General features: G+C 70.7%; 20 protein-coding genes and 2 pseudogenes. 12 read left to right on the top strand and 10 right to left on the bottom strand.

The genetic code is table 11. From position 1 onward, the window contains the following. Nucleotides 1-182 precede the first annotated feature (182 nt). The gene (locus tag F3T56_RS19655; protein ID WP_246203708.1) at nt 183-1,079 is read right to left on the bottom strand and encodes a hypothetical protein; all 897 of its coding nucleotides are present in this window, start codon (nt 1,077-1,079) and stop codon (nt 183-185) included. Between the two features lie 243 nt (nt 1,080-1,322). Then, the gene (locus F3T56_RS19660; RefSeq protein WP_246203709.1) at nt 1,323-1,676 is read right to left on the bottom strand and encodes a hypothetical protein; all 354 of its coding nucleotides are present in this window, start codon (nt 1,674-1,676) and stop codon (nt 1,323-1,325) included. A gap of 375 nt (nt 1,677-2,051) precedes the next feature. On the opposite strand from F3T56_RS19660, the pseudogene F3T56_RS19670 reads away from it, so the two are divergent. Both F3T56_RS19670 and F3T56_RS46255 read left to right on the top strand, forming a co-directional pair. Continuing rightward, a pseudogene (locus tag F3T56_RS19670) lies at nt 2,052-2,867 on the top strand (ATP-binding protein); the annotation flags it as partial. 222 nt (nt 2,868-3,089) lie between these two features. Continuing rightward, nucleotides 3,090-3,263, top strand: a complete 174-nt coding sequence (locus F3T56_RS46255; protein ID WP_172639030.1) for a hypothetical protein — start codon at nt 3,090-3,092, stop codon at nt 3,261-3,263. Between the two features lie 213 nt (nt 3,264-3,476). Here F3T56_RS46255 and F3T56_RS19675 read toward each other — a convergent pair whose 3' ends face one another. Further along, on the bottom strand, nt 3,477-4,589 hold the full coding sequence (locus tag F3T56_RS19675) for a threonine synthase (protein WP_149826490.1): 1,113 nt from the start codon (nt 4,587-4,589) through the stop codon (nt 3,477-3,479). A 252-nt stretch (nt 4,590-4,841) separates the two neighbouring features. On the opposite strand from F3T56_RS19675, the gene F3T56_RS19680 reads away from it, so the two are divergent. Next, entirely contained in the window at nt 4,842-6,425 is a 1,584-nt protein-coding gene (locus tag F3T56_RS19680) for a S8 family peptidase (protein ID WP_149826491.1), read from the top strand. Here F3T56_RS19680 and F3T56_RS49755 read toward each other — a convergent pair. Both F3T56_RS49755 and F3T56_RS49760 read right to left on the bottom strand, forming a co-directional pair. Further along, entirely contained in the window at nt 6,422-6,592 is a 171-nt protein-coding gene (locus F3T56_RS49755) for a hypothetical protein (protein ID WP_342786964.1), read from the bottom strand. The genes F3T56_RS19680 and F3T56_RS49755 overlap by 4 nt on opposite strands. Nucleotides 6,593-7,179: 587 nt before the next feature. After that, nucleotides 7,180-7,551 (bottom strand): annotated as a pseudogene (locus F3T56_RS49760) (serpin family protein); the annotation flags it as partial. 303 nt (nt 7,552-7,854) lie between these two features. Between F3T56_RS49760 and F3T56_RS19690 the strand changes: the two are divergent. The 6 genes from F3T56_RS19690 (at nt 7,855) to F3T56_RS19715 (ending at nt 14,894) form a co-directional block, all read left to right on the top strand. Beyond that, nucleotides 7,855-9,078, top strand: a complete 1,224-nt coding sequence (locus F3T56_RS19690; RefSeq protein ID WP_149826492.1) for a DUF4190 domain-containing protein — start codon at nt 7,855-7,857, stop codon at nt 9,076-9,078. Between the two features lie 147 nt (nt 9,079-9,225). Beyond that, on the top strand, nt 9,226-9,978 hold the full coding sequence (locus F3T56_RS19695; protein ID WP_149826493.1) for a GntR family transcriptional regulator: 753 nt from the start codon (nt 9,226-9,228) through the stop codon (nt 9,976-9,978). Nucleotides 9,979-10,496: 518 nt separating this feature from the next. Continuing rightward, nucleotides 10,497-10,697: an SPOR domain-containing protein gene (locus F3T56_RS19700; RefSeq protein WP_149826494.1), complete on the top strand. Its 201-nt coding sequence runs from the start codon at nt 10,497-10,499 to the stop codon at nt 10,695-10,697. A 45-nt stretch (nt 10,698-10,742) separates the two neighbouring features. Beyond that, nucleotides 10,743-11,153 (top strand): (deoxy)nucleoside triphosphate pyrophosphohydrolase, encoded by a 411-nt coding sequence (locus F3T56_RS19705; RefSeq protein WP_149826495.1) that lies wholly within the window; start codon nt 10,743-10,745, stop codon nt 11,151-11,153. A 221-nt stretch (nt 11,154-11,374) separates the two neighbouring features. Beyond that, entirely contained in the window at nt 11,375-11,782 is a 408-nt protein-coding gene (locus F3T56_RS19710) for an ATP-binding protein (protein WP_149826496.1), read from the top strand. Nucleotides 11,783-12,113: 331 nt separating this feature from the next. Then, on the top strand, nt 12,114-14,894 hold the full coding sequence (locus tag F3T56_RS19715; RefSeq protein ID WP_172639031.1) for a SpoIIE family protein phosphatase: 2,781 nt from the start codon (nt 12,114-12,116) through the stop codon (nt 14,892-14,894). Between the two features lie 128 nt (nt 14,895-15,022). Here the strand turns inward: F3T56_RS19715 and F3T56_RS19720 are convergent, their stop codons facing one another. Continuing rightward, nucleotides 15,023-16,441 carry a hypothetical protein gene (locus F3T56_RS19720; RefSeq protein ID WP_246203710.1) on the bottom strand — a complete coding sequence of 473 codons (1,419 nt, stop codon included), beginning with the start codon at nt 16,439-16,441 and terminating at the stop codon, nt 15,023-15,025. A 170-nt stretch (nt 16,442-16,611) separates the two neighbouring features. On the opposite strand from F3T56_RS19720, the gene F3T56_RS19725 reads away from it, so the two are divergent. Both F3T56_RS19725 and F3T56_RS19730 read left to right on the top strand, forming a co-directional pair. Beyond that, the gene (locus F3T56_RS19725; RefSeq protein WP_149826497.1) at nt 16,612-16,908 is read left to right on the top strand and encodes a hypothetical protein; all 297 of its coding nucleotides are present in this window, start codon (nt 16,612-16,614) and stop codon (nt 16,906-16,908) included. Continuing rightward, nucleotides 16,905-17,915: a phosphotransferase family protein gene (locus F3T56_RS19730; protein ID WP_246203711.1), complete on the top strand. Its 1,011-nt coding sequence runs from the start codon at nt 16,905-16,907 to the stop codon at nt 17,913-17,915. Before F3T56_RS19725 ends, F3T56_RS19730 begins: the two co-directional genes overlap by 4 nt. Here the strand turns inward: F3T56_RS19730 and F3T56_RS19735 are convergent. From F3T56_RS19735 to F3T56_RS19750, 4 genes are all read right to left on the bottom strand, one after another. After that, on the bottom strand, nt 17,890-18,666 hold the full coding sequence (locus F3T56_RS19735; protein ID WP_149826498.1) for a succinate dehydrogenase/fumarate reductase iron-sulfur subunit: 777 nt from the start codon (nt 18,664-18,666) through the stop codon (nt 17,890-17,892). The two genes, F3T56_RS19730 and F3T56_RS19735, sit on opposite strands and share 26 nt — an antisense overlap. Continuing rightward, nucleotides 18,663-20,630, bottom strand: coding sequence for a fumarate reductase/succinate dehydrogenase flavoprotein subunit (locus tag F3T56_RS19740; protein WP_149826499.1), 1,968 nt, complete (start codon nt 20,628-20,630; stop codon nt 18,663-18,665). Before F3T56_RS19740 ends, F3T56_RS19735 begins: the two co-directional genes overlap by 4 nt. Next, complete coding sequence (locus F3T56_RS19745) at nt 20,630-21,466, bottom strand: hypothetical protein (protein ID WP_149826500.1); 837 nt, start codon at nt 21,464-21,466, stop codon at nt 20,630-20,632. The genes F3T56_RS19740 and F3T56_RS19745 overlap by 1 nt, the downstream gene beginning before the upstream one ends. 99 nt (nt 21,467-21,565) lie before the next feature. Continuing rightward, on the bottom strand, nt 21,566-21,856 hold the full coding sequence (locus F3T56_RS19750) for a hypothetical protein (RefSeq protein WP_149826501.1): 291 nt from the start codon (nt 21,854-21,856) through the stop codon (nt 21,566-21,568). Nucleotides 21,857-22,225: 369 nt separating this feature from the next. On the opposite strand from F3T56_RS19750, the gene F3T56_RS19755 reads away from it, so the two are divergent. Then, entirely contained in the window at nt 22,226-24,445 is a 2,220-nt protein-coding gene (locus F3T56_RS19755; protein ID WP_149826502.1) for an ABC transporter family substrate-binding protein, read from the top strand. Nucleotides 24,446-24,730 lie beyond the last annotated feature (285 nt).

Raw genomic sequence — 24,730 nt, forward strand, 5'->3', positions numbered from 1 at the left:
CGCAGCACCACGTCACCGATCTGGCAAACATGCAGGTCAGGAGGGGTCCGACCTTCGAGGTCGGGCCCCTGGTTTGCCCGGGTCAGCGCCCTGGCGAGTGATGGCTTTGCCCAGGCCTCGGGGTAGGAAAGGACTCCCCCGCCGCAGTGTGCGGTGAAGGGGAGCCTTGGAGAGCCGAGCGTCTACCGGATCAGCTCCCGGCCTCGTCGTCCTCGTCCCGTGCGCGAGGTGCGGCGGGCCGGTGTGGGCTGTGCGAGGTGTCCCAGAAGTACGGAGGTGTCATACCGTCTTCGCTCGTCTCCTGCCAGCCTTGGTTCCGTTCGCCGGCGCCGCTCTCCGCCACCCCCGGCGTGAACATGCCCGCGTCCGCATCGGCATCCGGGTCCGCGGCCGCGTCGGTGAACGGCGAGCCCTCGGGGGCTGGGAAGCGCGGCGACCAGGGCCCCGTGGTGTCCCCCTCGCACGAAGGCCCACCCTCCGGCCCCTCGCCCCCGCCCTCGTCGGGCGTCGGGCGTCGGGAGAAGGGTCCGCCTGATCTCCTCGGCGGCCTCGTCCAGCCCGGCCGCTTCCAGACTCCGCACCACGCGGTGCACGAACACCGCGTACTCGTCCATGTCCGGCTTCAGGCCCAGCGCCGCCAGCAGCAGGAGCAGCCGATCCGAGACCTCTACTTCCTCCTCGCGGTCGAACGTCCCTCCTCCCGGGCCGTCCCCGCGCCACAGCGGACCCCCGATGGTCGCCTCGCTCCGCGCGTCCACGGGTGGGACCAGCAGGTGGCGGAACAGCTCGGGCACCTCCTCGTCGTTGGCCGCCGCCGCGATCTGGGCGAGCGGGCCGATCATGTCGACCGCCTTCTCGATCTCGTTCTCGTGGCGGGCGAGCCACCACACCACCGCGCTGCCCGCGCTCTTGAGTACGTCGTCACCGAGGTAGCGCCGCTTGTTGCGCTCGTGCTGACGCTCGTACTCCCAGATCTCCTCGTCCTTGCGAAGGTCGTTCAGCTTCCGCAGGCGCTCGCCACACGGCGGCGGAGAAGAGGAAGTCGTAGCCGTCCACGGCGCTCGGCAGCGCCGCGTCAACCACCCGCGTCTCCTGGTACGGCGGCTCCGTCGGCGCGGCGGGCGGTTCAGGTTCCCCGGGCTCGTAAGGGGCGGCCGACGCACGGCCACCGCTGAGGACCGTCATCACGAGCAGCAGGGAGCCCGAGACTGTGACCATGGACATGAAGCCCCACAGCCACACCGACCAGTGCAGGAGGTTTCCGAGCACAGCCGGTGCGAGGCCGCAGAGAGCGATGAACAGCAGGCTGGGAAAGCGGTGTTTCATCGTGCCTCTTCCGTGGTCCGAGGTCTGGCGCCCGCACGCTCCGTGCGGGCGTACTGCGCGTGGTCGATGTGCTGCCAGAAGAGGGCGGCGACCGCCGCCCGGGACGGGTGGCGCGCGGGCCCCGCCCAGTCGCAGGCGATGGTGTAGAGCCGGTGGAGAGCGGCCGTGCGGCCGTGCGTCGCCCCGACCATCACGCCTAGCGCCATCTCCCGCGTACCGTCGCGCGCCGCGGCGTTCAGCCAGCTGCTCACCAGCGGGTTCCAGAGCTCCGTCGGCGGCTGGGAGAAAACCGTCCCCCAGCCCGGGAACAGGTCCGGCCATGGTGGCGGGTCCGGTGCCCGGTCGCTCATCAACAGCTCCGTGAGCAGCCGGAGATGGGGCTCTGCTCCGCAGAAGCCGCGGCGTGGTGCGACGCGTCGGAAGGGATCGGAGGATCCCGCCGGGGCGTGGGATCCGGAGGGCCGAACCGGGTAGCCCGGTGAGCAGGGCGGCTCGATCCGGTGTCGGTCGTGGAGTCCGTGTCAGCCGTGACCGGGGGCGAGTACCCGTGCCAGCGCTGGCTGCAGATCGCGTACGGCATGGCTGCTCCGGAAGCGGGAGAGTTCCCGCGCGAGACGCCGGACGTCGCTGTTCACCGTAGCCGAGGGCACGGCCGGCATCACCCCCAGGAGCTCCCCGGCGATCGCGCACGCGTGATCGACCTCTGGCGAGACCTTGCACTAACAGATGCCGCGCTGGTCACTGGCGGGCTGCCGCTGATCTGTGCGGAGTGGCCGCACGGCGCGGGACTGTGGGACTTCCTCGGCGAGGCCCTGAACGACCCCGTCTCGGCCCTGCTGGTGTCGGCCGAGCGCTCGTTGGCTGCCGAATTCCCCCCGCAGGCTCAGGCGCGTACGGTGCTTGCGGCTATTGGCAGTGGTGAGCGGACTTTCACCAACATCGCCCGTGCGGCCGGTGGGATCGGGGCTACGCCGTTGCAGCGAGCCCTGGAACTGCTCACGAACAAGCGGATCGTCGCCGCGGAGCTGCCCGTATCGCTGCGTCCGTCGAAGGATCGCCGCTACCGGGTGACAGATCCCTACCTGCGGTTTTGGCTGCACCTGCTCGGCCCGTCCATGGAGGAGATCGAGCGAGGGCGGGGCGATCTGACCCTGGCGCGGATCCGGGAGAGCTGGACCAGTTGGCGCGGCCGGGCGATCGAGCCGCTCGTCCGCGAGTCACTCGCCCGGATACTGCCCGACGACCGACTCCCCGCGGCGCCCGCAGTGGGCGGCTACTGGAACCGCACCAACGACGTTGAGATCGACATCGTCGGGGCGGACCGCGCTCCCATTGCCGAGGAGCTGATCTTCGTCGGCTCCATCAAGTGGTTGGAGCAGTCGCCCTTCGACCGGCACGACCTGGCAGCTCTCCATCGACACCGGGCCGCCCTCACCGACGAACCTGTTCCAGTCGTGGCGGTCTCGCGCAACGGAGTCGACTGTCCAGGGCTCGATGCCGCCTACGGCCCCGGCGATTTGCTGACCGCTAGGCCGCTGTGAGTGGCGGATTGCGGGCGAGGGACGGAGTTGGGGAGCGCGATCAGGCCGAAAACCTTGCGGAGAAGTCCCACAGACCTCGGCCCCGATCAGCAAGGGCCGGACCCCTACCGGCTCGGCCCTTGGACTTTTCCTTGTCTGGATCGTGGGGGTTTGGGGGTGTTGATCTAGTGGCGGGGGAAAGCCTTCAGCGGGCAGGAAGTCGGTGGGGGAGAGGGGGGACGCATGTGGGTGGCGCTGGCGATTCTTGGCGTGCTTGTTGTGTTCAACGGGGAGATTCGGGTGCTGGCGGTTGCCGCGGCGGTGCTCCTGGTGTGGGTCGGGCACAAGCGGAGCAGTGTGGTGTTGACGGCGGTTGGGGCGGGGGTTCTCGCGTTGATGTTGTTCGCGTGGTACTGACGTCGGGCGTTCGGTGTCCTCGGCGTTCGCCCCCGCCGCCCCTACCCGTCCCTCCCCCACTCTCGGCTTCGCTCGAGTGGGGGGACCCCCATCCAGGGGCTGCGCCCCTTCGGCCCCGCTTCGCCTGAGAGCTCGGTCCGGTCAGTTCGTTGGCGGGTGCGGGCTTCTGGGGGTTGTTCGCGCGGTTCCCCGCGCCCCTTTGGGGCGCTTCACTCAGCCGGGGTTTGAAGCCAGCCCCGTCTTCAAGCCCGCCCCGCACAGCGGGACCACCGCCGTGCGTGCCCCCAGCGCTCCCTCCCTCACTGCTGCCCAGCAGGCCACGCCTGTGGACTCGACGTACAGGCCGCGGGAGGCCAGGTCGCTTTGGGCGTGGCGGAGCTGGTCCTCTGTCACGGTGTGGAAGGTGCCGCCGGAGGCGCGTACGGCTCGGAGGATCTGGCGGGCTCGGGGTGGGCGGGGGATCGCGATGCCCTCGGCGTGCGTGGGGGCCGTGGGGGTGACCCCGACCAGGTCGTCGGCGCCCTCGGCGAAGGCGTGGGCCAGCGGGGCGACAGCCGCCGACTGGACGGCGTGGAGGGCGGGGCGTCGGTCGATGAGCCCCGCCGAGTACAGCTCGGACACGGCCAGGGCGACACCCAGCAGCAGTGTGCCGTTGCCGACCGGGACGACGATCACCTCGGGGAGGCGGCCGCCGAGGTCCTCCCACAGTTCGTGGACGTAGGTCTTCGTACCATGCAGGAAGTACGGGTTGTAGACGTGCGAGGCGTAGAAGACACCGTCCGCGTCCGCCGCCTCACGTGCCGCCCGCGCCGCCGCCTCGCGATTGCCGTCGACGACCTTGAGCTGCGCGCCGTGCGCCCCGATCTGCTCCAGCTTCTTGGCCGACGTTCCGTCAGGGACGTACACCGTGCAGGGCAGCCCGGCCCGGGCGCAGTACGCGGCGACCGCTGTGCCCGCGTTGCCGCTGCTGTCGGCGACCACCCGGCGCGGCCCGAGCCGCAGGGCCAGTTCGGCGAGGAGCACCGCGCCCCGGTCCTTGAAGGACAGCGTCGGCATCAGGAAGTCGAGCTTCGCCGATACGCCCTCCTTCAGCTCGACCAGCGGGGTCCGGCCCTCGCCCAGCGACACCGAGGGTGACGTGAGGGGAAGACACTCCGCGTAGCGCCAGAGGGAGTTCACCCGGCCGGTCAGGGACTTGAGCGGGGCCGGCGTGGGCGCGAAGTCGAGGTCCAGCGGGCCCCGGCAGGCCGGGCAGCACCAGGCGAGAGAGGCGGCGGGGACGCGCGTGCCGTCCGTCGGGCAGAAGCGATCCGGCAGAGGTGTCATGAACGCAGGGTAGTCGGGGTGGGTGATTGGTGACGGTGTGTCATGGTGGGTGAGTGGCTGCCGTGTTGCACCACCTGCGTCCGTCCGCCGTTACGTTCGTGCAGGGCCCTTGTGTAATTCCTGTGGAGGCCTCAATCTTTCGGCTGACGCACAGGAGTCTCACAGGGACGAAATTGACATGAGCATGTCGTTCACTCCTCCCGTGCGTGCACCACCCCCACCCGCGCACCACCGATCGAGGAGGACCCTCAGATGGCAGTGATGCGTCAAACCCGGCGAAGACTGGCCATGATCAGCGCGGCGGCCACCGCCGCACTCGCCGCCGGTCTCGTCTCCGCCCTCCCCGCCGCGGCCGCGCCCGAAGGCCGTGTCCAGGAAGGCCGTATCCAGTACGAGGGCGCGGCGAACGCCGTCGCCGGCAGCTACATCGTGACCCTCAAGGCGGACGCCCGGGCCGACTCCAGCAGGGGCAGGGCCCTGGCGAAGGAGTACGGCGCCGACATCGAGCGTACGTACATCAAGGCGCTCAACGGCTACGCGATCGAGGCCACCGAGGCAGAGGCGAAGCGATTCGCCGCTGATTCGAACGTCGCCTCCGTCGTCCAGAACCGCACCTTCCGCATCAACACGACCCAGCCCAGCCCGCCCTCCTGGGGCCTGGACCGGATCGACCAGAAGGCGCTCCCGCTCAACAGCTCCTACACCTACCCGGACTCCGCCGGGACCGGCGTGACCGCGTACATCATCGACACCGGCGTACGCATCACCCACAGCGACTTCGGCGGCCGCGCCTCCTACGGCTACGACGCCATCGACAACGACAACACCGCCCAGGACGGCCACGGCCACGGCACGCACGTCGCGGGCACGGTCGGCGGTACGGCGTACGGCGTCGCCAAGAAGGCCAAGATCGTAGGCGTCCGCGTGCTCAACAACTCCGGCTCCGGTACGACCGCGCAGGTCGTCGCGGGCATCGACTGGGTCGCCCGGAACGCGGTCAAGCCGGCCGTCGCCAACATGTCGCTCGGCGGCGGCGCGGACACCGCGCTCGACACCGCCGTACGCAACGCCATCGCCGCCGGCGTCACCTTCGCCGTCGCGGCCGGCAACGACAGCTCCAACGCGTCGGGTTACTCGCCCGCCCGTGTCACCGAGGCCATCACCGTCGGCTCCACCACGTCCTCCGACGCCCGCTCCAGCTTCTCCAACTACGGCTCCGTGCTGGACATCTTCGCGCCGGGCTCCTCCATCACCTCGTCGTGGAACACGAGTGACTCCGCGACGAACACCATCTCCGGTACGTCGATGGCGACCCCGCATGTCGCGGGTGCGGTGGCGCTCCACCTGGCCGACAACCCCGCTGCCACGCCGGCCCAGGTCGCCACGGCTCTCGTGAACGCCTCCTCGACCGGCGTCGTCACCGGCCCCGGCAGCGGTTCGCCCAACCGTCTGCTCAACGTGGGCAGCGGGTCGACCACACCACCGCCGACCGGGCCGCGTTTTGAGAACACGGCCGACTACACGGTCAACGACAATTCCACCGTCGAGTCCCCGATCACTGTGAACGGCGTTTCAGGTAACGCGCCGTCATCACTGAGCGTGCCTGTGAGCATCGTTCACACCTATATCGGTGACCTTCAGGTACAGCTCATCGCACCCGACGGCACGGCGTACACACTGAAGGCGTACGGCACCGGTGGCAGCTCGGACAACATCAACACCACGTACACGGTCAATGCCTCCTCGGAGGTCGCGAACGGTGTGTGGAAGCTCCGGGTGAGCGACAACGCCGCGCTGGACACCGGGCGTATCGATTCGTGGGCGCTGCAGTTCTAGCCGGCCCTCTCGAGGTCGTCCTCGCGGAAGGGCTCCGGGTCGGTGACCCAGCCCGCCGCGAGGACGAGCCGGGTGTCGCGGTGGACGGCGAGGAAACCGAAAGGGCGGCCGAAGGTGGCGTGGACCCGGAGGGTCTCGTACTGCGGCTCCCTCTCCGGCAGTTCCATCCAGAGGATCTCGAACGCGGTGACGGCGGCCGCCCGGAACCCCTCGCGCCGAAGCTCGCCGTCGCCGACTGCTGACCGGAGATACGGCCCAGCGGGGCCGCGCTGATGCCCGGGAAGTGGCCGGGGGCGCCGTCCGCGGCCGTGGCCAGGCCGAACAGTTCGGGCCGGGCCGCCAGGTCGTGCTCGGCGACCAGGGCGAACTGGATGGTGTCCAGCCGCAGGCTCGGTGGTTCGGGGTGGGGGCAGGGGAGCTTCTGAATCAGCAGTCCGGGGCCGGCCTGCCCGAGCGGGAGGCGGCTGCCGGGGACCGCCGTCCGTGTGCCCGCGAGGACCTCCACACTCGCGCCGATGACCTCCCCCGGCCCCAACTCCTCGTCGCCCAGCAGCAGAAGGACGTCGGGACCGTCCGTCCCCCGCACGGTCGCCACGGTCACCGCACCGGAGGGCGTCCGCACGACCGCCACGGAGTCGAGATCGGGGGTGGTCCGGGTGAGCCCGGCCCGGTCGTCGCCCCGCCACGGCACGAGGTCGCTCTTGAACGGCACCTCCCAATCTGTGCGCAGCGCCAGGGCGGTGGCCAGCACCAGGACCGTGTTCGGTTGCAACGTCACCGGCATACGGTCGATCTGTCCGCCGGTGTGCTTCGCCGCCCAGGCGTCCAGTGTCCGCCGGTCGGTGCCCTCGTCCCCGGTGAGTACCCCGTGCGTCCCCGCGGGCAGCCCCGCCGCCCAGTCGTTCCGCAGCTCGTCGGTCCGCCAGGTCCACAGCCCGAGCGCGGAATCCAGCCCGCGCACGCCCGCCAGGCCGTCGAGCAACTTCCGCGCCGCGCCCGCCGCCCGGCTGGCGGGCAGGCCCAACGCCTCTCCCGGCTCGCTCCGAGCCGCGCCCGCGGCACCGTCCGAGAGGAACGCCAGCAGCGGCCACACTCCCGCCGCCGAGAACACGGTCCCATCGGACACGACCCGGACGCCACACCGCGCCGGCCCAGCGGGCCGTCAGCCCGTTGACCGCCTCGACCGCCTCGACCGCCTCGACCGCCTCGACCGCCTCGATCACCTCGGCGGTGGCGACCTTCTTGTCGGTAGCCCGGCCCGCCCCGTCGGTCACTCGCATACCGTCCCTGCCCCTCCCGCGCTTACCATGCGCCCTGTCGTACGGCGTTCGATGACGTTCGTACGTCAGTTCCCGGCGTCTCGCGTGATCCCCCCCACGATCCCGCCCGATTCCGCACCCTCGCCCCTCGGACAAGGAGCACGGTACCCGTGGCCACACCCCCGCCCTCCGGGCCCCAGCAGCCCCAGGGCAACCCGTTCGTGCCTCCGGGTGAGCCGCAGCCGTACCCGCGGGTGCCGGGGCAGCCGTACCCGTCCCAGGCGGCCCCGGCCCCTCAGCCCTGGGGCCAGGCCTGGGGGCAGGGGTATCCCGCGCTCCAGCCGCCACCGCCCGTCAACGGGCTCGCGATCGCCGGACTGGTGCTCGGTGTGCTGTGTTTCCTGCCGGGCGTGGGGCTGCTGCTGGGGATCGTCGCGCTGGTGCAGATCAGGAAGAAGGGGGAGCGCGGCAAGGGCATGGCGGTGGCCGGAATCGTGCTGTCGACGATCGGCGCGCTCCTGATGACGCTCGCGTTCACCACGGGCGGCGCGCGCGACGCGTGGGACGGCTTCCGGGACGCGGCGAGCGGCGCGGGCACCACCTTCTCGGTGGAGAAGGGCGAGTGCTTCGACGCGCCGAGCGGGTCCCTGGAGGGCTACGCGTACGACGTCGACACCGTGCCGTGCGAGGGGGAGCACGACGCCGAGGTCTTCGCCAACTTCCTGATGCCGGCGGGGGACTACCCGGGCGACGACGCGGTCACCGACGTCGCGGACGAGAGGTGCTACGACCTCTCCGAGTCGTACGCGATGGACAGCTGGGCGGTCCCGGACGACGTCGACGTGTACTACTTCACGCCCACCCGGCAGAGCTGGCGGTACGGCGACCGCGAGATCACCTGCATGTTCGGCAACGCGGACGCCGAAGCCAGCCTGACGGGCTCGCTGCGGCAGGACGAGACGACTCTCGACCCCGATCAGTTCACCTTCCTTGAGGCCGACGCCGTCCTCGACGAGGCCTTCGACGACGTACCCGACACGGAGTACGTCGAGGACGACCTGCCCGCCCACAAGGAGTGGGCGGCGCAGGTGGCCGACGCCCTGGACCGGCAGACGGCGGCGCTGCGGGTGCACGACTGGGAGGCCGGTACGGAGAAGGCCGTGACCGACTACGCCAAGGCGCTCGACGACGCGCGCGAGGAGTGGCAGGGTGCGGCCGACGCGAGCGACGCCGGCACCTTCAGCGACCACTGGGACAAGGCGCACCGCCTCACCGACGGCCCGAAGGCGGTCACGGCACGCGAGGCTCTGGGCCTGGCCACCACACCGCCGACGTACGACGAGGAGAGCGCCGAGGAGGCCGGTGGAGGGGAGGAGTCCGACGCGCAGGTGTGACGGCTCCCATAGCGGGGAGAAAGTGCCTGCGTAAAGCCCTCACCGGGGGCATGTCATCACATCGAGTGATTCTCTGGCCTTTGCTTGCATGGCACAACCCACGGTTGCCACGCTGTTGCTGTCTGTACAGCCAGATGGGAGCGGCCAGTGACTTTCGGTGAGCAGCCGGCGTATCTGCGTGTCGCGGGTGATCTCCGCAAGAAGATCGTGAACGGTTCGCTGCCGCCGCACACCCGTCTCCCCTCCCAGGCCCGCATCCGCGAGGAGTACGGCGTTTCGGACACGGTCGCGCTGGAGGCCCGCAAGGTGCTCATGGCCGAGGGGCTGGTGGAAGGCCGTTCCGGGTCGGGTACGTATGTGCGGGAGCGGCCGGTGCCGCGCCGGGTGGCCCGCTCCGGGTTCCGACCCGCCGGTGGTGCCACCCCCTTCCGGCAGGAGCAGGCCGACGCCGCCACGCGGGGCACCTGGGAGTCGCGCAGCGAGCAGGTCGAGGCGAGCGGCGCGATCGCCGAGCGGCTGGCCATTCAGCCCGGGGACCGCGTGATGTGCACCAAGTACACCTTCCGGGACGCGGGTGAGGTGATGATGCTCTCCACCTCCTGGGAGCCCCTCGCCCTCACCGGCCGCACACCGGTCATGCTCCCCGAGGAGGGCCCGCTCGGCGGTATGGGTGTCGTCGAGCGCATGGCCGCCATCGACGTCGTCGTCGACAACGTCACCGAGGAGGTCGGCGCCCGCCCCGGCCTCGCCGAGGAACTCCTCGCCCTCGGCGGCGTACCCGGCCATGTCGTCCTCGTCGTCCAGCGGACGTACTACGCCTCGGGCCGCCCGGTCGAGACGGCGGACGTGGTGGTGCCGGCGGACCGGTACCGGGTGTCGTATCACCTGCCGGTGAAGTGAGTCGTGTATGGGCTGCCCGGCTGAAGTGAAGGGTGTCTCGTCGGCGCAGCGAGTGACTGAGCCGTGAGTGACTGACCGGCGCGCCGCCCGTACGGGGAATCGGCCGACTCCGTGTGTATGGGGCGGCGGTGCGGGAATGGGCCAAGTGGCCGTCTTCTGGCGGAAGTTGTAGATTTCGGAGGCTTCGGGGCCTGTCCGAACGTAGTTCGAATTCGGTCGTTCTCGCCGCCGGGGCGTCATGGGATCCGGTGGTGTCGCGCTTTGTTCGAAAGGCCCTGGCTCGCTGCTCGTTGCGGCACCAGGGGGCGCGCGGGTAGTGATCGACGGCGCGTTCGACGGAGTGCGCCCCCTCCGTCTTGGCTGGTTGCGTGCCTCTTTGTGAAAACTCGGATTCGCTGCGTGAAGGTTAGGCGTACGCTCGGGCATATGCGGATTGCGGTTTCCTTGGCCAGTGGGGCGCGACGGCATCCGGGGGTGGGACCTGGGAGGGCCGGGGCGGGAAGGAGCAGTGGGGCTCTATGAACGACGGCACGATCACTCTTCCCTGGCTGGTCATAAGGCAGGACGACAACGGCAATCGCTACCGCGTGGGGCAGTACGCGACCCGTGCGGAGGCCCAGGAGATCGCGGACAGCCTCGACCATCGAGGGCACAAGCAGCTCTACTGGGTCGAACGCGTCGGTCAGAACGGTCAGAACGGTCAGGTCGGGAGCAAGTGATCCACTCTGCCCGGCGGGTACGCCCGCTCCCGTAGGCTCCCGCGCATGACCGAACCGATCGTGGTGGTGGGAGCCGCTCTGCTGAGCGACGGGCGACTGCTCGCCGCGCGCCGCAGCGCACCGCCTGAGCTGGCCGGACGCTGGGAGTTGCCCGGCGGCAAGGTGGAGCCCGGCGAGCCTCCTGAACAGGCCCTCGTCCGTGAGCTGCGCGAAGAACTCGGCGTTGAGGCGAAGTCCGCGGAGCGGGTGCCCGGCGAGTGGCCGGTGAGACCGGGTTACGTCCTGCGCGTCTGGATCGCCCACCTCATCTCGGGCGAGCCGCGCCCTCTCGAAGACCACGATGAGCTGCGCTGGCTCACGGCGGATGAGGTGTGGGACGTGGACTGGCTGGACCAGGATGTCCCGGCGGTGATGGAGACGGCGCGGCTGGCTTGGGGGGACGTTCAGGGCGCCTGAGAACTCGGGGGTTCAGTTTCGTCGGCGAGTGTGGGTGGGTGGGAACTGCGCGAGCAACCACGAATCACCCGCAGCCGCCTGCAATCAGGAACCCCCGAGCTCTCAGGCGCCCATGGCGGAGCCCAAGGGCGGCAGCCCTCCGCGCGGTACGCCGGTCCGCATATCGGGTATGTGCCCATTAACCCAATGAAACCGGACAGGACTCGCTTCTGGACTGGGAAGTGATCGGCGTGATCGACACCGGAGACGACTGCGCCGAGTGGACCTTCCCCGCGGAGCCCGGCGCCGTGCGTACCGCGCGCGCAGTCGTCCGGACGCGGCTGCGCGACTGGGATCTGGAGCCCCTCGGTGACATCGCCGCACTGCTGGTGAGCGAACTGGTCACCAACGCCCTGCGCCACGCCACCGGCCCCATCGGCGTACGGCTCGTGCGCCCCGACGGCCCCCCGCGCACCCTGCTCGTCGAGGTCTCCGACCCGCTGCCCGACCCGCCCCGCGAGCGCGCCGCCGAACCGGACGACGAGAGCGGCCGCGGTCTGCGACTCGTCGCCGTTTCCTCGCGTGCCTGGGGTACCCGCCCCGGTGAGGCGGGCAAAACGGTCTGGTTCGAGCTGGCGGTTCCCGGCTGAGCGGCCCGGTTCGACGTACGGGACTTTCGAAACACCCCTAGGGTCCTGATGCACGACGGGCGTCCACGGCGTACGGGCCGAGGGAGGGGCGGCTCCCCGGGGCGCGCGTGCGACCGACTGGTTCAAGCCAGTAGCGCTGGCTGGGGTCTTTGGTTCGAGCGGGCGCCGCCTGGTTGGAAGGCTTGGGAGTATGTCCCGGCCGGTCCAAAAACGATCGGGACCGTGCTGTGATCGTGAACACCGTGTTGCGTGGCGCCGTAGTGCTGGATACTGCGGGCAGCCGCCCCTGGTGACCGAAGCCGGACGCGGTGAGCTGGAGGGGACGGTTCGCGTGAGCGAGATACCAGCGAAGGCCACGGAGTCCACGGACACGGAGTCCAAGGACCCGTCGGACGGCGCGAGGGCCGCAGACGACTCCGGCCTGTCCGCGGCCGCACGCGACAGGACGACGGGCGGCGACGGGGCCGGGAGCCGTGACGGGGCCGGGAGTCGTGCGGCGGTCGGCACGGGCGGCGGCGGTGCCGCGGATGTGGAGGCCGCGCCCCCGGGTGTCCCGGGTGTCATGGCCGGGCACGGGTCCGGTGACTCGATGTGGCAGATCAGCCCGCCCGGATCCATGTACGACTACATCAAGGTCGCCTCGTTCTCCATAGGCGCCGACGGCCTCGTCGACCAATGGAGTCTGCGCGCGGAGCAGTTGTTCGGCATATCGGCCGAGCGGGCCGTCGGCATGGACCCCATCGAGGCCTTCATCGACCCCGACCGGCGCGAAGAGGGTCAGCGGAAGATGGCCGAGGTCCTCGACGGCCGGGAGTGGACCGGGGTCGTCCCGTTCCGCGTGCCGGGGCCCGACGGGGGCGAGGGGGTCGATGGACTGGCCGAGGTCTATGTGATGCCCACCACGGTGGAGGACGGCGAACGGGCCGCCGTGTGCATCGTCGTGGACGTCCGGACCCTGCGCCGGATCGAGACCGACCTCGCCGCTTCGCAGTCGATTTTCGGCCAATCTCCGTTCGGATTCCTCCTGATCGACCCCGACCTTCGGGTACGCCGTGTCAACGAGCGCTTCGCCTCCATCTACGGCGGCGCCGTCGACGACCACCGCGGCAAGGGCGTCCACGACTATCTGCGGTCCCCGGAGGCCGAGCGGGTCGAGGCGACCCTGCGCCGGGTCATGCAGACCGGCGACTCGATCACGGACATGCACATCACGGGCTTCGTCCCCGGCTCCGACGAGCGCCGCCACTGGTCCGTCAACCTCTACCGCGTACACAGCGGCACCGGCCGTCCCATCGGAATCGCCTGGCTGGGCACCGACATCACGGCCCGTCGGGCCGCCGCCCGCGAGGCCGCCGCCGCCCGGCGGAACCTCGCCCTCCTGAACCAGGCCGGCTCGCGCATCGGCAACTCCCTCGACCTGGAGACCACCGCCCGCGAACTCCTCGACGTCGTCGTCCCCGGCTTCTGCGACCTCGCCACCGTCGACCTCTACCAGGGCCTCCTGGTCGGCGACGAGACCCCGCCCGGACTCGCCGACGGCAGCGCCGAACTGCGCCGGGTCGCCTTCGCCAGCGCGGTCTCCGACGCGCCCTTCGTCGGCGGACCGGCCCCGGTGCGCGTCGGCGCGGTCCACCACTACCCGTTCAACTCGCCCTGCGCGGACGCCCTGCGCACCGCCCGCCCGCAACAGGTGCCCGAGGAGGGCAACCTGATCCAGACCACGCTCGCGGTCCCGATGGTCGCCCACGACACCGTCGTAGGACTCGTCCAGTTCTCCCGGACGAAGGGCAGCGAGCCGTTCGGCGAACGCGACCGCGCGCTCGCCGTGGAACTGGCCGCGCGCGCCGCCGTCTGCATCGACAACGCGCGGCTGTACCGCCGCGAGCACGAGCGCGCGCTGATACTGCAACGCTCCCTGCTGCCCCCGGGCGACCCGGAGGCCTCCGGACTCGACATCGCGTGCCGCTATCTGCCGGGCAACGCGGCCACCGAGGTCGGCGGCGACTGGTTCGACGTCATCGAACTCCCCGGCCACCGCACCGCGCTCGTCGTCGGCGACGTGATGGGCCGCGGACTGCGCGCGGCGGTGGCGATGGGCGAACTTCGTACAGCAGTCCGTACGTTGGCCCTGCTGGACCTCGAACCCGCCGAGGTTCTCTCGGCACTCGACGAGATCGCCCGAGGCCTCGGCACCCCCGGCGGCGGCCAGTCGGCCTCCCGCACCGCCGCCGGCCGGCCCCGGGACAAGGACCTCGCCGAGGTGTACCTCGCGACCTGCGTCTACGCCGTCTACGACTCGGTGACCCGCCGCTGCACCTTCGCCAACGCGGGCCATCTGCCGCCGGTACTGGTCGAACCCGGTGAGAGCGCGCTCATGCTCGACGTGCCGCCCGGCATGCCGCTGGGCGTCGGTGGCGAGCCGTTCGAGGAGGTCGAGGTCGAACTCCCCGAGGGCGCGCTGCTCGCGCTCTACACGGATGGACTGGTCGAATCCCGCGACCATCCCCTCGACGAGGGCCTCCAGGCGTTCGTCGGTGCGCTCACCGACCCCGCCCAGCCGCCGGCCACGCTGCGCGCCGACACGCCCCGGTCCCTCGAGGACGTCTGCGACCACGTCCTCAACACCCTCGACACCCACCACGGCGAGGACGACATCGCCCTGCTGATGGCACGTGTTCAGGGGCTGCCGGCCGACTCCGTCGGCGACTGGACCCTGCCGCGCGAGCCGCGCAGCGTGGGCCGTGCCCGGGAGTACGCCCGCGGGCAGCTCCTCAGCTGGGACCTGGAGCCGCTGGTCGACACGGCCGAACTGCTGGTCAGCGAGCTGGTCACCAACGCGCTGCGGTATGGCGAGGGGGAGATTCGGCTGCGGTTGCTGCTCGACAGGACCCTTGTCTGCGAGGTCTGGGACGCGGGGCTTGTCCAGCCGCGCCGTCGGCGCGCCCGCGACACGGATGAGGGGGGACGGGGGCTGCAGTTGGTCGGGCTGCTCTCCGCGGCGTGGGGGTCGCGTCGGACGCCTCGGGGGAAGACGGTGTGGTTCGAGTTGCCGCTGCCGGGGGGTGAGACCGGGCTTACGGATCCGGCGGAGGCGTTGTTGAGCCTGTTCTAGCGTGATGGTTCGTCAGCGGAGGGGTGCTTCGGGTCGTACCGGTCTGCGGGTTCGTGGGGGTTGATCGCGCCCACGCGGCGGAGGCGCATATCGACACAGCCCCACGCCCCTTAAAGGCACGCGGGGTCTCAGAACTGGCCGCCCACCGCCCTGCGGCCACGTGTTGCCGTTCCGCCGTAGCAGGCTGGCCCCCTCAGGTCGCCTCGCCCCCCGCCATGTGCCTCGTCCAGGAGGATGCCGCCCAGCAACGCCCCGGCAACGCCGTCGCCCACCGGGCCGCCGTACGGGTTGCCGTATGCCCGTACGTCCTGCTCGGCCAGGCGTCGGGCCTCCTGGGCGAGGGTGTGGGCGCGTTGGGTGCTCTCGGCCTCGGCGTGCGCCAAGTAGCGTTCCGCCTCCGTCATGCGGGTTCTCGCCCGTACCCCCACCGCCCCGCGATGCGTGGTGATGAAGTCCGCCGTGGCGGTCACCGTGCTGCGGGCCGGGAGTGGCCAGTGGCCCTGGCGGCGGAGGACGTCGAGGGGGTCGTCGTAGGGGCCGGTGAAGGGTGCGCCCCGCTTCGCGGTCTCGGCGGCGCGGGCCAGCTCGATGGCGAGCCGCTCCACGCCGGTCACGAAGACGTCCGTCTGGTCCACCGCGCCCTCGGCAGCCCGCAGGTGCACGGCGGCTGCTTCGTTGTTGCCCGTGTCGGTTGCCTGGCGGGCCCGGTTGAGCTCGGCCGTGGCGAACACCAGACGGTCCTTGGCCTGTTCGACGTGGCCGGCGACGGGGAGACAGGCGGTGGGGGCGTACCGCTCACGGAGCCCGGCGAGGGTGGTGGCCGCGGTCGCCGTACGGCCGGTCAGCTCACGGAAGCGGGCCTCCGCGCACTCCAGGGCCGGGGTCATCTCCCGCTCCAGGGCGCGGAGTTGGTCGAAGCCGGGGGCCGCCGTGTCGAGCCGTCGCTGTGCCGTCGTACAGCGGGCGAGGATCTCCTCCAGCAGGGCTCGCTCGTCGTCGGGCGACAGGGTGTCGGCGCCTTCACCCGGTTCGTCCAGTCGCTGACGCAGCCGGAAGGCGGTGGTCAGTTCCTCCCGCGCCTCCGTCAGCGCCTCCACGTACGGCTTGGCCGCCTCATTGCCCGACCGGGCCGCCGCGAAACGGAGTTCCTCGGCACTCGTACGCACGCTGTCGTCCGTCTCCACCAGCAACCGCTGCCCCCGGCGGTGGAGGTCGGACAACGGGGCGAGGTGCTGTTCGAAGGTGGCGGTCGGGGTCGTGCGCAGCGTGGTGCGCCTTCTGCGCCGTACGAGTGAGTACGTGGCGATCGCCGCCGCCGCGCCCGCGGCGGCCACCGGCAGGATCAGATCGGTGGCGGAGGACCCGTCGTCCTCGGGCTGCGCCATGACGGCGGGGGGCGTGGGGCGGTCTACGGCGGTCGTATCCGTCGCCGAGGGCAGCAGCAGCCAGCCCACGGCCACCAGCCCCCCGAACGCGGCGTGCGCCACCCGCACACCTATGTGCGACGTGGCGCCCCGCGGCCTGCTTCTCCTCAGACGCGACGTCACATTTGGGAGCGTATGGCGGTTATCGCGTGGTCGCGACCGGGATGTGGCGGAGAGGGGCGGCCGGGGAGGATGGGATCGCCGGGTGAGAACGGACTGGTCGCCGTGGCGAGGGCATGTCATGATCGCCCTGTTGTTCAGAGGGAACCTCGTTGTTCCCGGGGGAGGCGGACATGCCGGAAAACATCGTCACCGGGTTCCTCGCGACGGTCTCGCTGGTCGTCGTCGTGTTCGCCGTCATCGCGATCCGTACGGGGTGGCTGCTGCCATGGCTGCGCCGCAGCACGCTGCGGCCGCGTCTGTGGGGGTACGCGACGCTCGTCGGCGCCGTGGCGCTCGATCTGTTCTGGTACGCCTGGGCCACTGAGGGCTCGTACGCGATCGGCGCGGCGGCCATAGTGCTGTGCGTCGTGAGCTCGGTGCTGTCGTTCCTCGCGACCCGCCCCGGCAACGCCCGCGTCACCCCGTGACGGGCGCGCGCAAGCTCCTCACCCGCGCCGATCTGGAGCCCCTCGCCCACGCCGCCATGGGCCCGGCCTGTCGCCTCACCGCCGTCACGCGGCTGCGCGGCGGCAGTAAGAAGGGCGTCTACCGGCTCACCTTCGACGACCGCCGCACGGCGATCGCGTACGTCTGGTCGCCGGACGAGGACTACTGGAACGGCGGAGCCGGGGAGCCGGACCCCCGCGACCCCTTTTCGCACGCCTCCGGCATCGACCTGTTCACGGCCGCCCACGACCGGCTCGCCGACCTCGGCGTCCGTACCCCGCGCCTCCTCCTCGCCGACCGCACCGGCCGCCACCTCCCGGCGGACGCGACCGTCGTCGAGGACGTACGTGGCGGGACCCTGGAGGAGGCGCTGCACCGTGGCCCGGAGGGCCCGGCGACGGCCACCCTGGAACGGCTGGCGGAGGCGCTGGAGGCAATGCGCGCCCACGCGACACACGCCTTCGGAAAGGTCTCCGTCGTCGACGCGGGAGGCACCTCGCACGGCACGTCCTGCGCGCAGGTCGTACGGGACCGGGCCCTGCTCGACATCGCGGAGGCGGCCGGCCGGGACGCCCGTATCGCCGGGGCGCGCGAGGCGCTCGACGAGCGGATACGTACGCTCGCGTCGGCCGTCCGGCCCCGCGACCACCACACCCTGATCCACGGCGAGCTGGGCCCCGACCACGTCCTCATCGACACCGACGGCCATCCGGTCCTCATCGACATCGAAGGCCTGATGTACTTCGACCCGGAGTGGGAACACGTGTTCCTGGAGCTCCGCTTCGGCCCCCACTACGACGTCCTCCGCACCCCCGGCCCGGCTCTTGACGAGGACCGACTCCGCCTCTACCGCCTGGCCATACGCCTCTCCCTCGTCGCCGGCCCCCTCCGCCTCCTCGACGGCGACTTCCCGGACCGGGAGTTCATGCGGGACATCGCCGAGCACAACCTCCAGCAGGCCCTCAGCCTGCTGAGGAACGCCTCCTGATCTTCGATCCCAGCCACACCAGCGGGTCGTACTTGCGGTCGACCGCCCGTTCCTTCAAGGGGATCAGCGCGTTGTCCGTGATCTTGATGCCTTCGGGGCAGACCTCCGTGCAGCACTTGGTGATGTTGCAGTAGCCGAGGCCGTGCTCGTCCTGGGCGGTGGTCTTGCGGTCGAGGCCGGTGTCCTCGGCCGCGTCCAGCGGGTGCATGTCCAGCTCGGCGACGCGCATCAGGAAGCGGGGGCCGGCGAAGGCCTGCTTGTTCTCCTCGTGGTCGCGGACGACATGGCAGGTGTCCTGGCACAGGAAGCACTCGATGCACTTGCGGAACTCCTGCGGCCGGTCCACGTCCTCCTGCATCATGCGGTACTCGCCGGGGCCGAGTCCGGAAGGCGGGACGAAGGACGGGACCTCCCTCGCCTTCTGGTAGTTGAAGCCCACGTCCGTGACCAGGTCCCGTACGACGGGGAACGCCCGCAGCGGCGTGACGGTGATCGTCTCCTCGCGGGTGAACACCGACATACGGGTCATGCACATCAGCCGTGGCCGCCCGTTGATCTCCGCCGAGCACGAACCGCACTTGCCGGCCTTGCAGTTCCAGCGGACGGCGAGATCGGGGGCCTGGGTGGCCTGGAGGCGGTGGATGATGTCGAGGACGACCTCACCCTCGTTCACCTCGACCTTGAAGTCCTCCAGGTCGCCGCCCCCGACGTCACCCCGCCATACCCTGAAGTGGGCCGTGTAGCCGCTCATTCGTACAGCTCCTCTTCGGCGAGGTACTTGACCAGCTCCTCCTTGTCGAACAGGGCGAGCAGGTCGGGGCGGATGGGATCGGTGGTCTCGCGGGTGAGGGCGATCTGGCCGACGACCGGGTCCGTGGCCGCCAACCCGCCCGTAGGATCGGCCAGCCGGCACAGGAGGTTGATACGGCGCCACTCGCGCTCCATCGCCGGATGGTCCTCGCGGGTGTGGCCGCCGCGCGACTCGGTGCGCTCCAGCGCGGCACGCGCCACGCACTCGCTGACCAGCAGCATGTTCCGCAGGTCCAGGGCGAGATGCCAGCCGGGGTTGAACTGCCGGTGCCCCTCGACCCCCGCCCGGCGCGTCCGTACCCGCAGATCGGCCAGCTTCTCCAGCGCCTGCTCCATCTCGCCCTCCCGGCGGATGATGCCGACCAGGTCGTTCATGGCCTGCTGGAGTTCCTGGTGGAGGGTGTACGGGTTCTCCGGCGGGCGTCCCTCCTGCTCGCCGGGTACCGGACCCTCGGCGGAGAACGGGCGCAGGGCCTCCGCGGCGGCCGTGTCGACCTGGCTGTCGTCCACCGACGGCCGTTCACCGCCCAGCCCAGCCGCGTACTCGGCCGCGTGCAGCCCGGCCCGGCGGCCGAACACCAGCAGGTCGGACAGGGAGTTGCCGCCCAGCCGGTTGGAGCCGTGCATACCGCCGGCCACCTCCCCGGCCGCGTACAGCCCCGGCACGCCGCGTGCGGCCGCCGTGTCCGACTCGACCGCGATGCCGCCCATCACGTAGTGACAGGTCGGCCCGACCTCCATCGCCTCCGCCGTGATGTCGACGTCCGCCAGCTCCTTGAACTGGTGGTACATGGAGGGGAGCCGGCGGCGGATGACCTCCGCCGGCATCCGCGTGGACACATCCAGGAACACACCGCCGTGCGGGGAGCCCCGGCCCGCCTTCACCTCCGCGTTGATGGCGCGGGCCACCTCGTCACGGGGGAGCAGCTCGGGCGGGCGGCGGTTGTGGTCCGGGTCCTCGTACCAGCGGTCGCCCTCCTCCTCGGACTCCGCGTACTTCTCCTTGAAGACGTCCGGGATGTAGTCGAACATGAACCGCTTGCCCTCGGAGTTCCGGAGCACCCCGCCGTCGCCGCGCACCGACTCGGTGACGAGGATGCCCTTCACCGACGGCGGCCAGACCATGCCCGTCGGATGGAACTGCACGAACTCCATGTTCAGCAGCGGCGCCCCCGCGAGCAGGGCCAGCGCGTGCCCGTCACCCGTGTACTCCCACGAGTTCGACGTCACCTTGAAGGACTTGCCGATGCCACCGGTGGCGATCACGACGGCGGGCGCTTCGAGGACGAAGAAACGGCCGGTCTCACGGTCGTACGCGAAGACCCCGGACACCCGGCTGCCGCCCGCGGCGGAGCCGCTGTCAGACACAGTCAGGACCCGGGTGACCGTGCACTCCTGGAACACCTTCAGCCGGGACTCGTAGTCCCCGGTCTCCTTGTGGTCCTCCTGCTGGAGCGCCACGATCTTCTGCTGGAGGGTGCGGATCAGCTCCAGACCCGTACGGTCGCCGACATGCGCCAGGCGCGGGTACTCGTGGCCGCCGAAGTTGCGCTGCGAGATGCGGCCGTCCTTCGTACGGTCGAAGAGGGCGCCCCAGGTCTCCAGCTCCCAGACCCGGTCGGGCGCCTCCTGGGCGTGCAGCTCGGCCATCCGCCACTGGTTGAGAAACTTGCCCCCGCGCATGGTGTCGCGGAAGTGCACCTGCCAGTTGTCGTTCTCGTTGACGTTGGCCATGGCGGCCGCGATGCCGCCCTCCGCCATCACGGTGTGCGCCTTGCCGAACAGCGACTTGCAGATCACGGCCGTACGGGCGCCCCGCTCCCGCGCCTCGATCGCGGCCCTGAGTCCGGCGCCCCCGGCGCCGACCACGACGACGTCCCACTCCTGCCGGTCCACCACGGACATCAGAACAACCTCGGATCATCGAAAGCGCCGGACGCGACCAGGTACACGTAGAAGTCGGCGAGCGCCACGCTCACCAACGACGCCCAGGCCAGCAGCATGTGCTGGGCGTTGAGCTTCCCGACCCACTGCCACATCCGGTAGCGCACGGGATGCTTGGAGAAGTGCTTGAGCTTGCCGCCGACGATGTGCCGGCACGAGTGGCAGGACAGGGTGTACGCCCAGATCAGCACGATGTTGACGAGGAAGACGAGGGTGCCGAGGCCCATGTGGCCCCACTCGTAGTTCTCGTCGCGGAAGGCAAGGACGGTGTCGTACGTCAGGATCCCGGCGACGACGATCGCGGCGTAGAAGAAGTACCGGTGGATGTTCTGCAGGACCAGCGGGAAGCGGGTCTCACCGGTGTACTTCTTGTGCGGCTCGGCCACCGCGCAGGCGGGCGGGGACGCCCAGAAGCCGCGGTAGTACGCCTTGCGGTAGTAGTAGCAGGTCAGGCGGAAGCCGAGCGGGAAGATCAGGATGATGATGGCGGGCGAGATGCCCCACCAGCCGCCGAAGATCTCCCAGTTGGGGCCCGCGTGCATCGGCTCGCAGCGCTCCGCCAGACAGGGGGAGTAGAACGGCGAGACGTACGGGGCCGCGTAGTAGTGCGCGTCCGCGAAGGCCCGCCAGGTCGAGTACACGATGAAGGCCAGCAGCCCGGCGGCCGTGGCCGCGGGCGCCAGCCACCAACGGTCGGTCCGCAGATGCGGGACGGTGATCGCGGCGCGCGTACCGGTAAGTACGCCGCCGCGTCCGGGATGGGGTTCTGTTGCGGGTGGTTCCGTACCAGTGGCCAACGTGGACTCCCGGTCGGTTCTTATTCTTCGGTTGTCGAGCTCTCGGGTGCTTCGGGTGCCTCGGGTGTTCTGGGTGTTCTCGGGTCCGAGTGCTCGGGGTCAGGGGGCGTGGCGGTCGCGGGCGCCGAGGCCCTCGTCGTCCGTGTCCGTCCACAGGGTGTCGTCGTACGGCGTGTCGGGGATCGTGACGAGTTCGGGGCGCTTGGGGGACGTGGCGCCGGTGGCGGTCTCGCGCAGCAGCGCGACGCTCTCGCGCAGGTGATCGGCGTCGGTGCGGACGCGACGCATGTCGAGCCCACCCCCGCCGATCTGCTGTTCCAGGCGTCCCACCGACCGGTACAGGTCGTCGAGGCACCGCTGGACCGATGTCAGTTCATCTTGCACGGACATGACTTGCCCTCACTTCCGCGGATCGAGGAGGACCGGGCGGCAACGTTCATGCGCCTGCGAGTGTTGCGCGTCACACGTTGCGCTGTGAAGGGATGTGCATCGATTGGCGGATTGCAGGCCTCCTCTGCACGCCCTCGCACGCTCGGTGTGCGCCGGGGGTCCGGTGTGGTGCGTTGCGTTACGCCGGGGATGTACGGGTGGTGCGTTGCGCCGCATGGGTGACTTTTCGCTCCGCGCCGCCGTGTCGCCTCGGTTGGTGAACCCTTTCCTCTCCAGGGTGGTCATAGATCTGATCAGCTCCATATGCCCCCAAACGTGATCATAAACCCCCTGGTCGCAGATGGCGCGGCCCTGTCGGAGGTAGCAGAGATGTCCCACGACGGCCTCGGCGTGCGCGCGGTCATGCGCTCGGTCGCCTTCCTCACCGCGGGTGCGCTCGCGGTGCCCCTGCTCAGCGCGTGCGGCGAGGACGACCCGGCGGGCAAGCCCGTCGCCGGCCAGGACATCGCCCCGGCGGACCGGAGCCTGCTCAAGGACGGCGGGACCCTGCGCTGGGCCGTGGACGCCGTGCCGGAGACGTTGAACACGTTCCAGGCGGACGCCGACCCGGCCACGACCCGGATCGCCGGCGCCGTACTGCCGTCGATGTACCGCCTCGACGCCGACGGACGCCCCCAGCCCAACCCCGACTACCTCGAGTCCGCGAAGGTCGTCGAACGCGAACCCCGCCAGGTCGTCCTCTACAAACTCAACCAACAGGCCGTGTGGAGCGACGGCCGGGAGATCGGCGCCGCCGACTTCGCCGCGCAGTGGCGGGCCCTGTCCGGCAAGGACTCGGCGTACTGGACGGCCCGGAACGCGGGCTACGAACGCATCGCGAAGATCGAGCGCGGTGACAGCGACCTGGAGGTCCGGGTCACCTTCGCCCGCCCCTACGCCGACTGGAAGTCGCTGTTCACACCGCTGTACCCGAAGCAGGTGATGGGCACCCCCGACTCCTTCAACGACGGCGCCCGCCGCAGGCTCAAGGTCACCGCCGGGCCCTTCGCGCTGAAGGAGATCGACCGCGAGGACGGCGCGGTCACCCTCACCCGCAACCCCCGCTGGTGGGGCCGCCCCGCCAAGCTCTCCGCGCTGGTGCTGCGCGCCGTACCGCGCGATGAGCGGACCAAGGCGCTCGCCGAGAACAAGGTCGACATCGCCGAGATCGACTCGGCCCAGGCCCAGCGGATCATGTCGGCCTCCGACGACACCCGGGGCGATCGGGGCGCCAAGGGCATGAGCGGCCCCCTCGGCTCCCTCGCCCAGGGCGGCCCGATCGCCCACGGCCCCGGGCTGCCGCCCGCGAAGTCGCTGCGTTCCTGGGCGATCGCGCACGGCTCGGACGAGAAGGCCGCCGACAAGGAGATCAGCGCCCGTGAGAAGCGGCGTGAGGCGCTCGCCGAGTACACCGCCGAGCAGGCCGCCCTGCGAGGCTTCGCGGTCCGACGCTCCCTCGAACCCGCCTTCACCCAGCTCGCCCTGAACGGCTCCGACGGCCCCCTCTCCGACGACCGCGTCCGCCGCGCCATCGCCCGCGCCCTCGACCGCGAGGAGCTCGCCGCCCTCGTCCTGAAACCCCTGGGCCTGCCCGCCGTCCCCGTCGGCAGCCACCTCGCCCTCGCCGGCCAGGCCGCGTACGCCGACAACAGTGGCGCCCTCGGCGGCAAGGACCCCAAGGAGGCCCGGGCACTGCTGGCCGACGCGGGGTGGGAGCAGGGGCCGCCGCTGAGGGAGGGCAGGAAGGCGGCCGGGTCAGAAGGGGAGAAGAGCGAGGGCAAGGGTGGCTCCCCGGCGTCCTCCCGGTCCCGGTCCTCGGAGGATGACGGTACGTACATCGTCGGCGATGACAACAAGCCGTACGAGACCGACGAGGACGGGGCGCATCTCGCCCAGGACGGCAAGCAGTTCGCGCCCGGCGGCGCCCCGGGCGCGTACGCACCGCAGGGCACCCCGGCGCCCGTCGGCGCCGTGCGCGGACCGCTCACCAAGAACGGCAAGACGCTGACGCTCCGGTTCGTGCTGCCGTCCGGCCCCGGTACGGAGTCACTGCGGACCGTCGGCCGGCGGGTCGCCGTCATGCTGGACCGGATCGGGATCCGTACGCAGATCAGCAAGGTCGCCGACGAGAGCTACTTCAAGGACCACATCGCGAACGGGCAGTACGACCTCGCCCTGTACTCCTGGCCCACCTCCGCGTACCCGGCCACCGACGCCCGCCCGATCTACGCCAAGCCGGTCCCGGCGGCCGACGGTTCGCTGAGCGTCGAGCAGAACTACACCCGGGTCGGCACAGACCAGGTCGACCAGCTCTTCGACGAGGCCATCGCCACCCTCGACGAGTCCAAGACCCGCTCCCTGATCCGCAAGGCGGACGCCCGCATCTGGGCCGCCGCCGGCTCCATCCCCCTCTACCAGCGCCCCCAGCTCGTCGCCGCCCGCACCAACCTCGCGAACGCGGGCGCCTTCGGCTTCCAGACGCCGGTGTACGAGGACATGGGGTTCTTGAAGAAGGGAGTGAGGGCGTCGGCGAGCCCCACGGGAAAGTAGGGGATCACCCCTCGCACATCCGGCCGCCGCCCCGCGAAGACGCGGGACGGCGGCCGGACGCACGATCGGGTGAACTGGCGGCTGATCGGCTTCGGCGGGCCACCTGCGGCACCCACCGTGTCACTGTGGACGAGGAGGAGCTTTGAACCCTCCCCCAGCTGATGCAGGGGATTCCTGGCTCACGCTGCTCGGCCACTCAGCGAGCGGTCGAGTCTTACGCGATCAACACCAGCCGGGTTGGAACCAGCCCGGTTGACGGCCAACGTCAAGGAGACAGCACGTGCT

Origin of the sequence: Streptomyces tailanensis (assembly GCF_008386495.1) — a bacterium.
Lineage (GTDB): Bacteria > Actinomycetota > Actinomycetes > Streptomycetales > Streptomycetaceae > Streptomyces > Streptomyces tailanensis.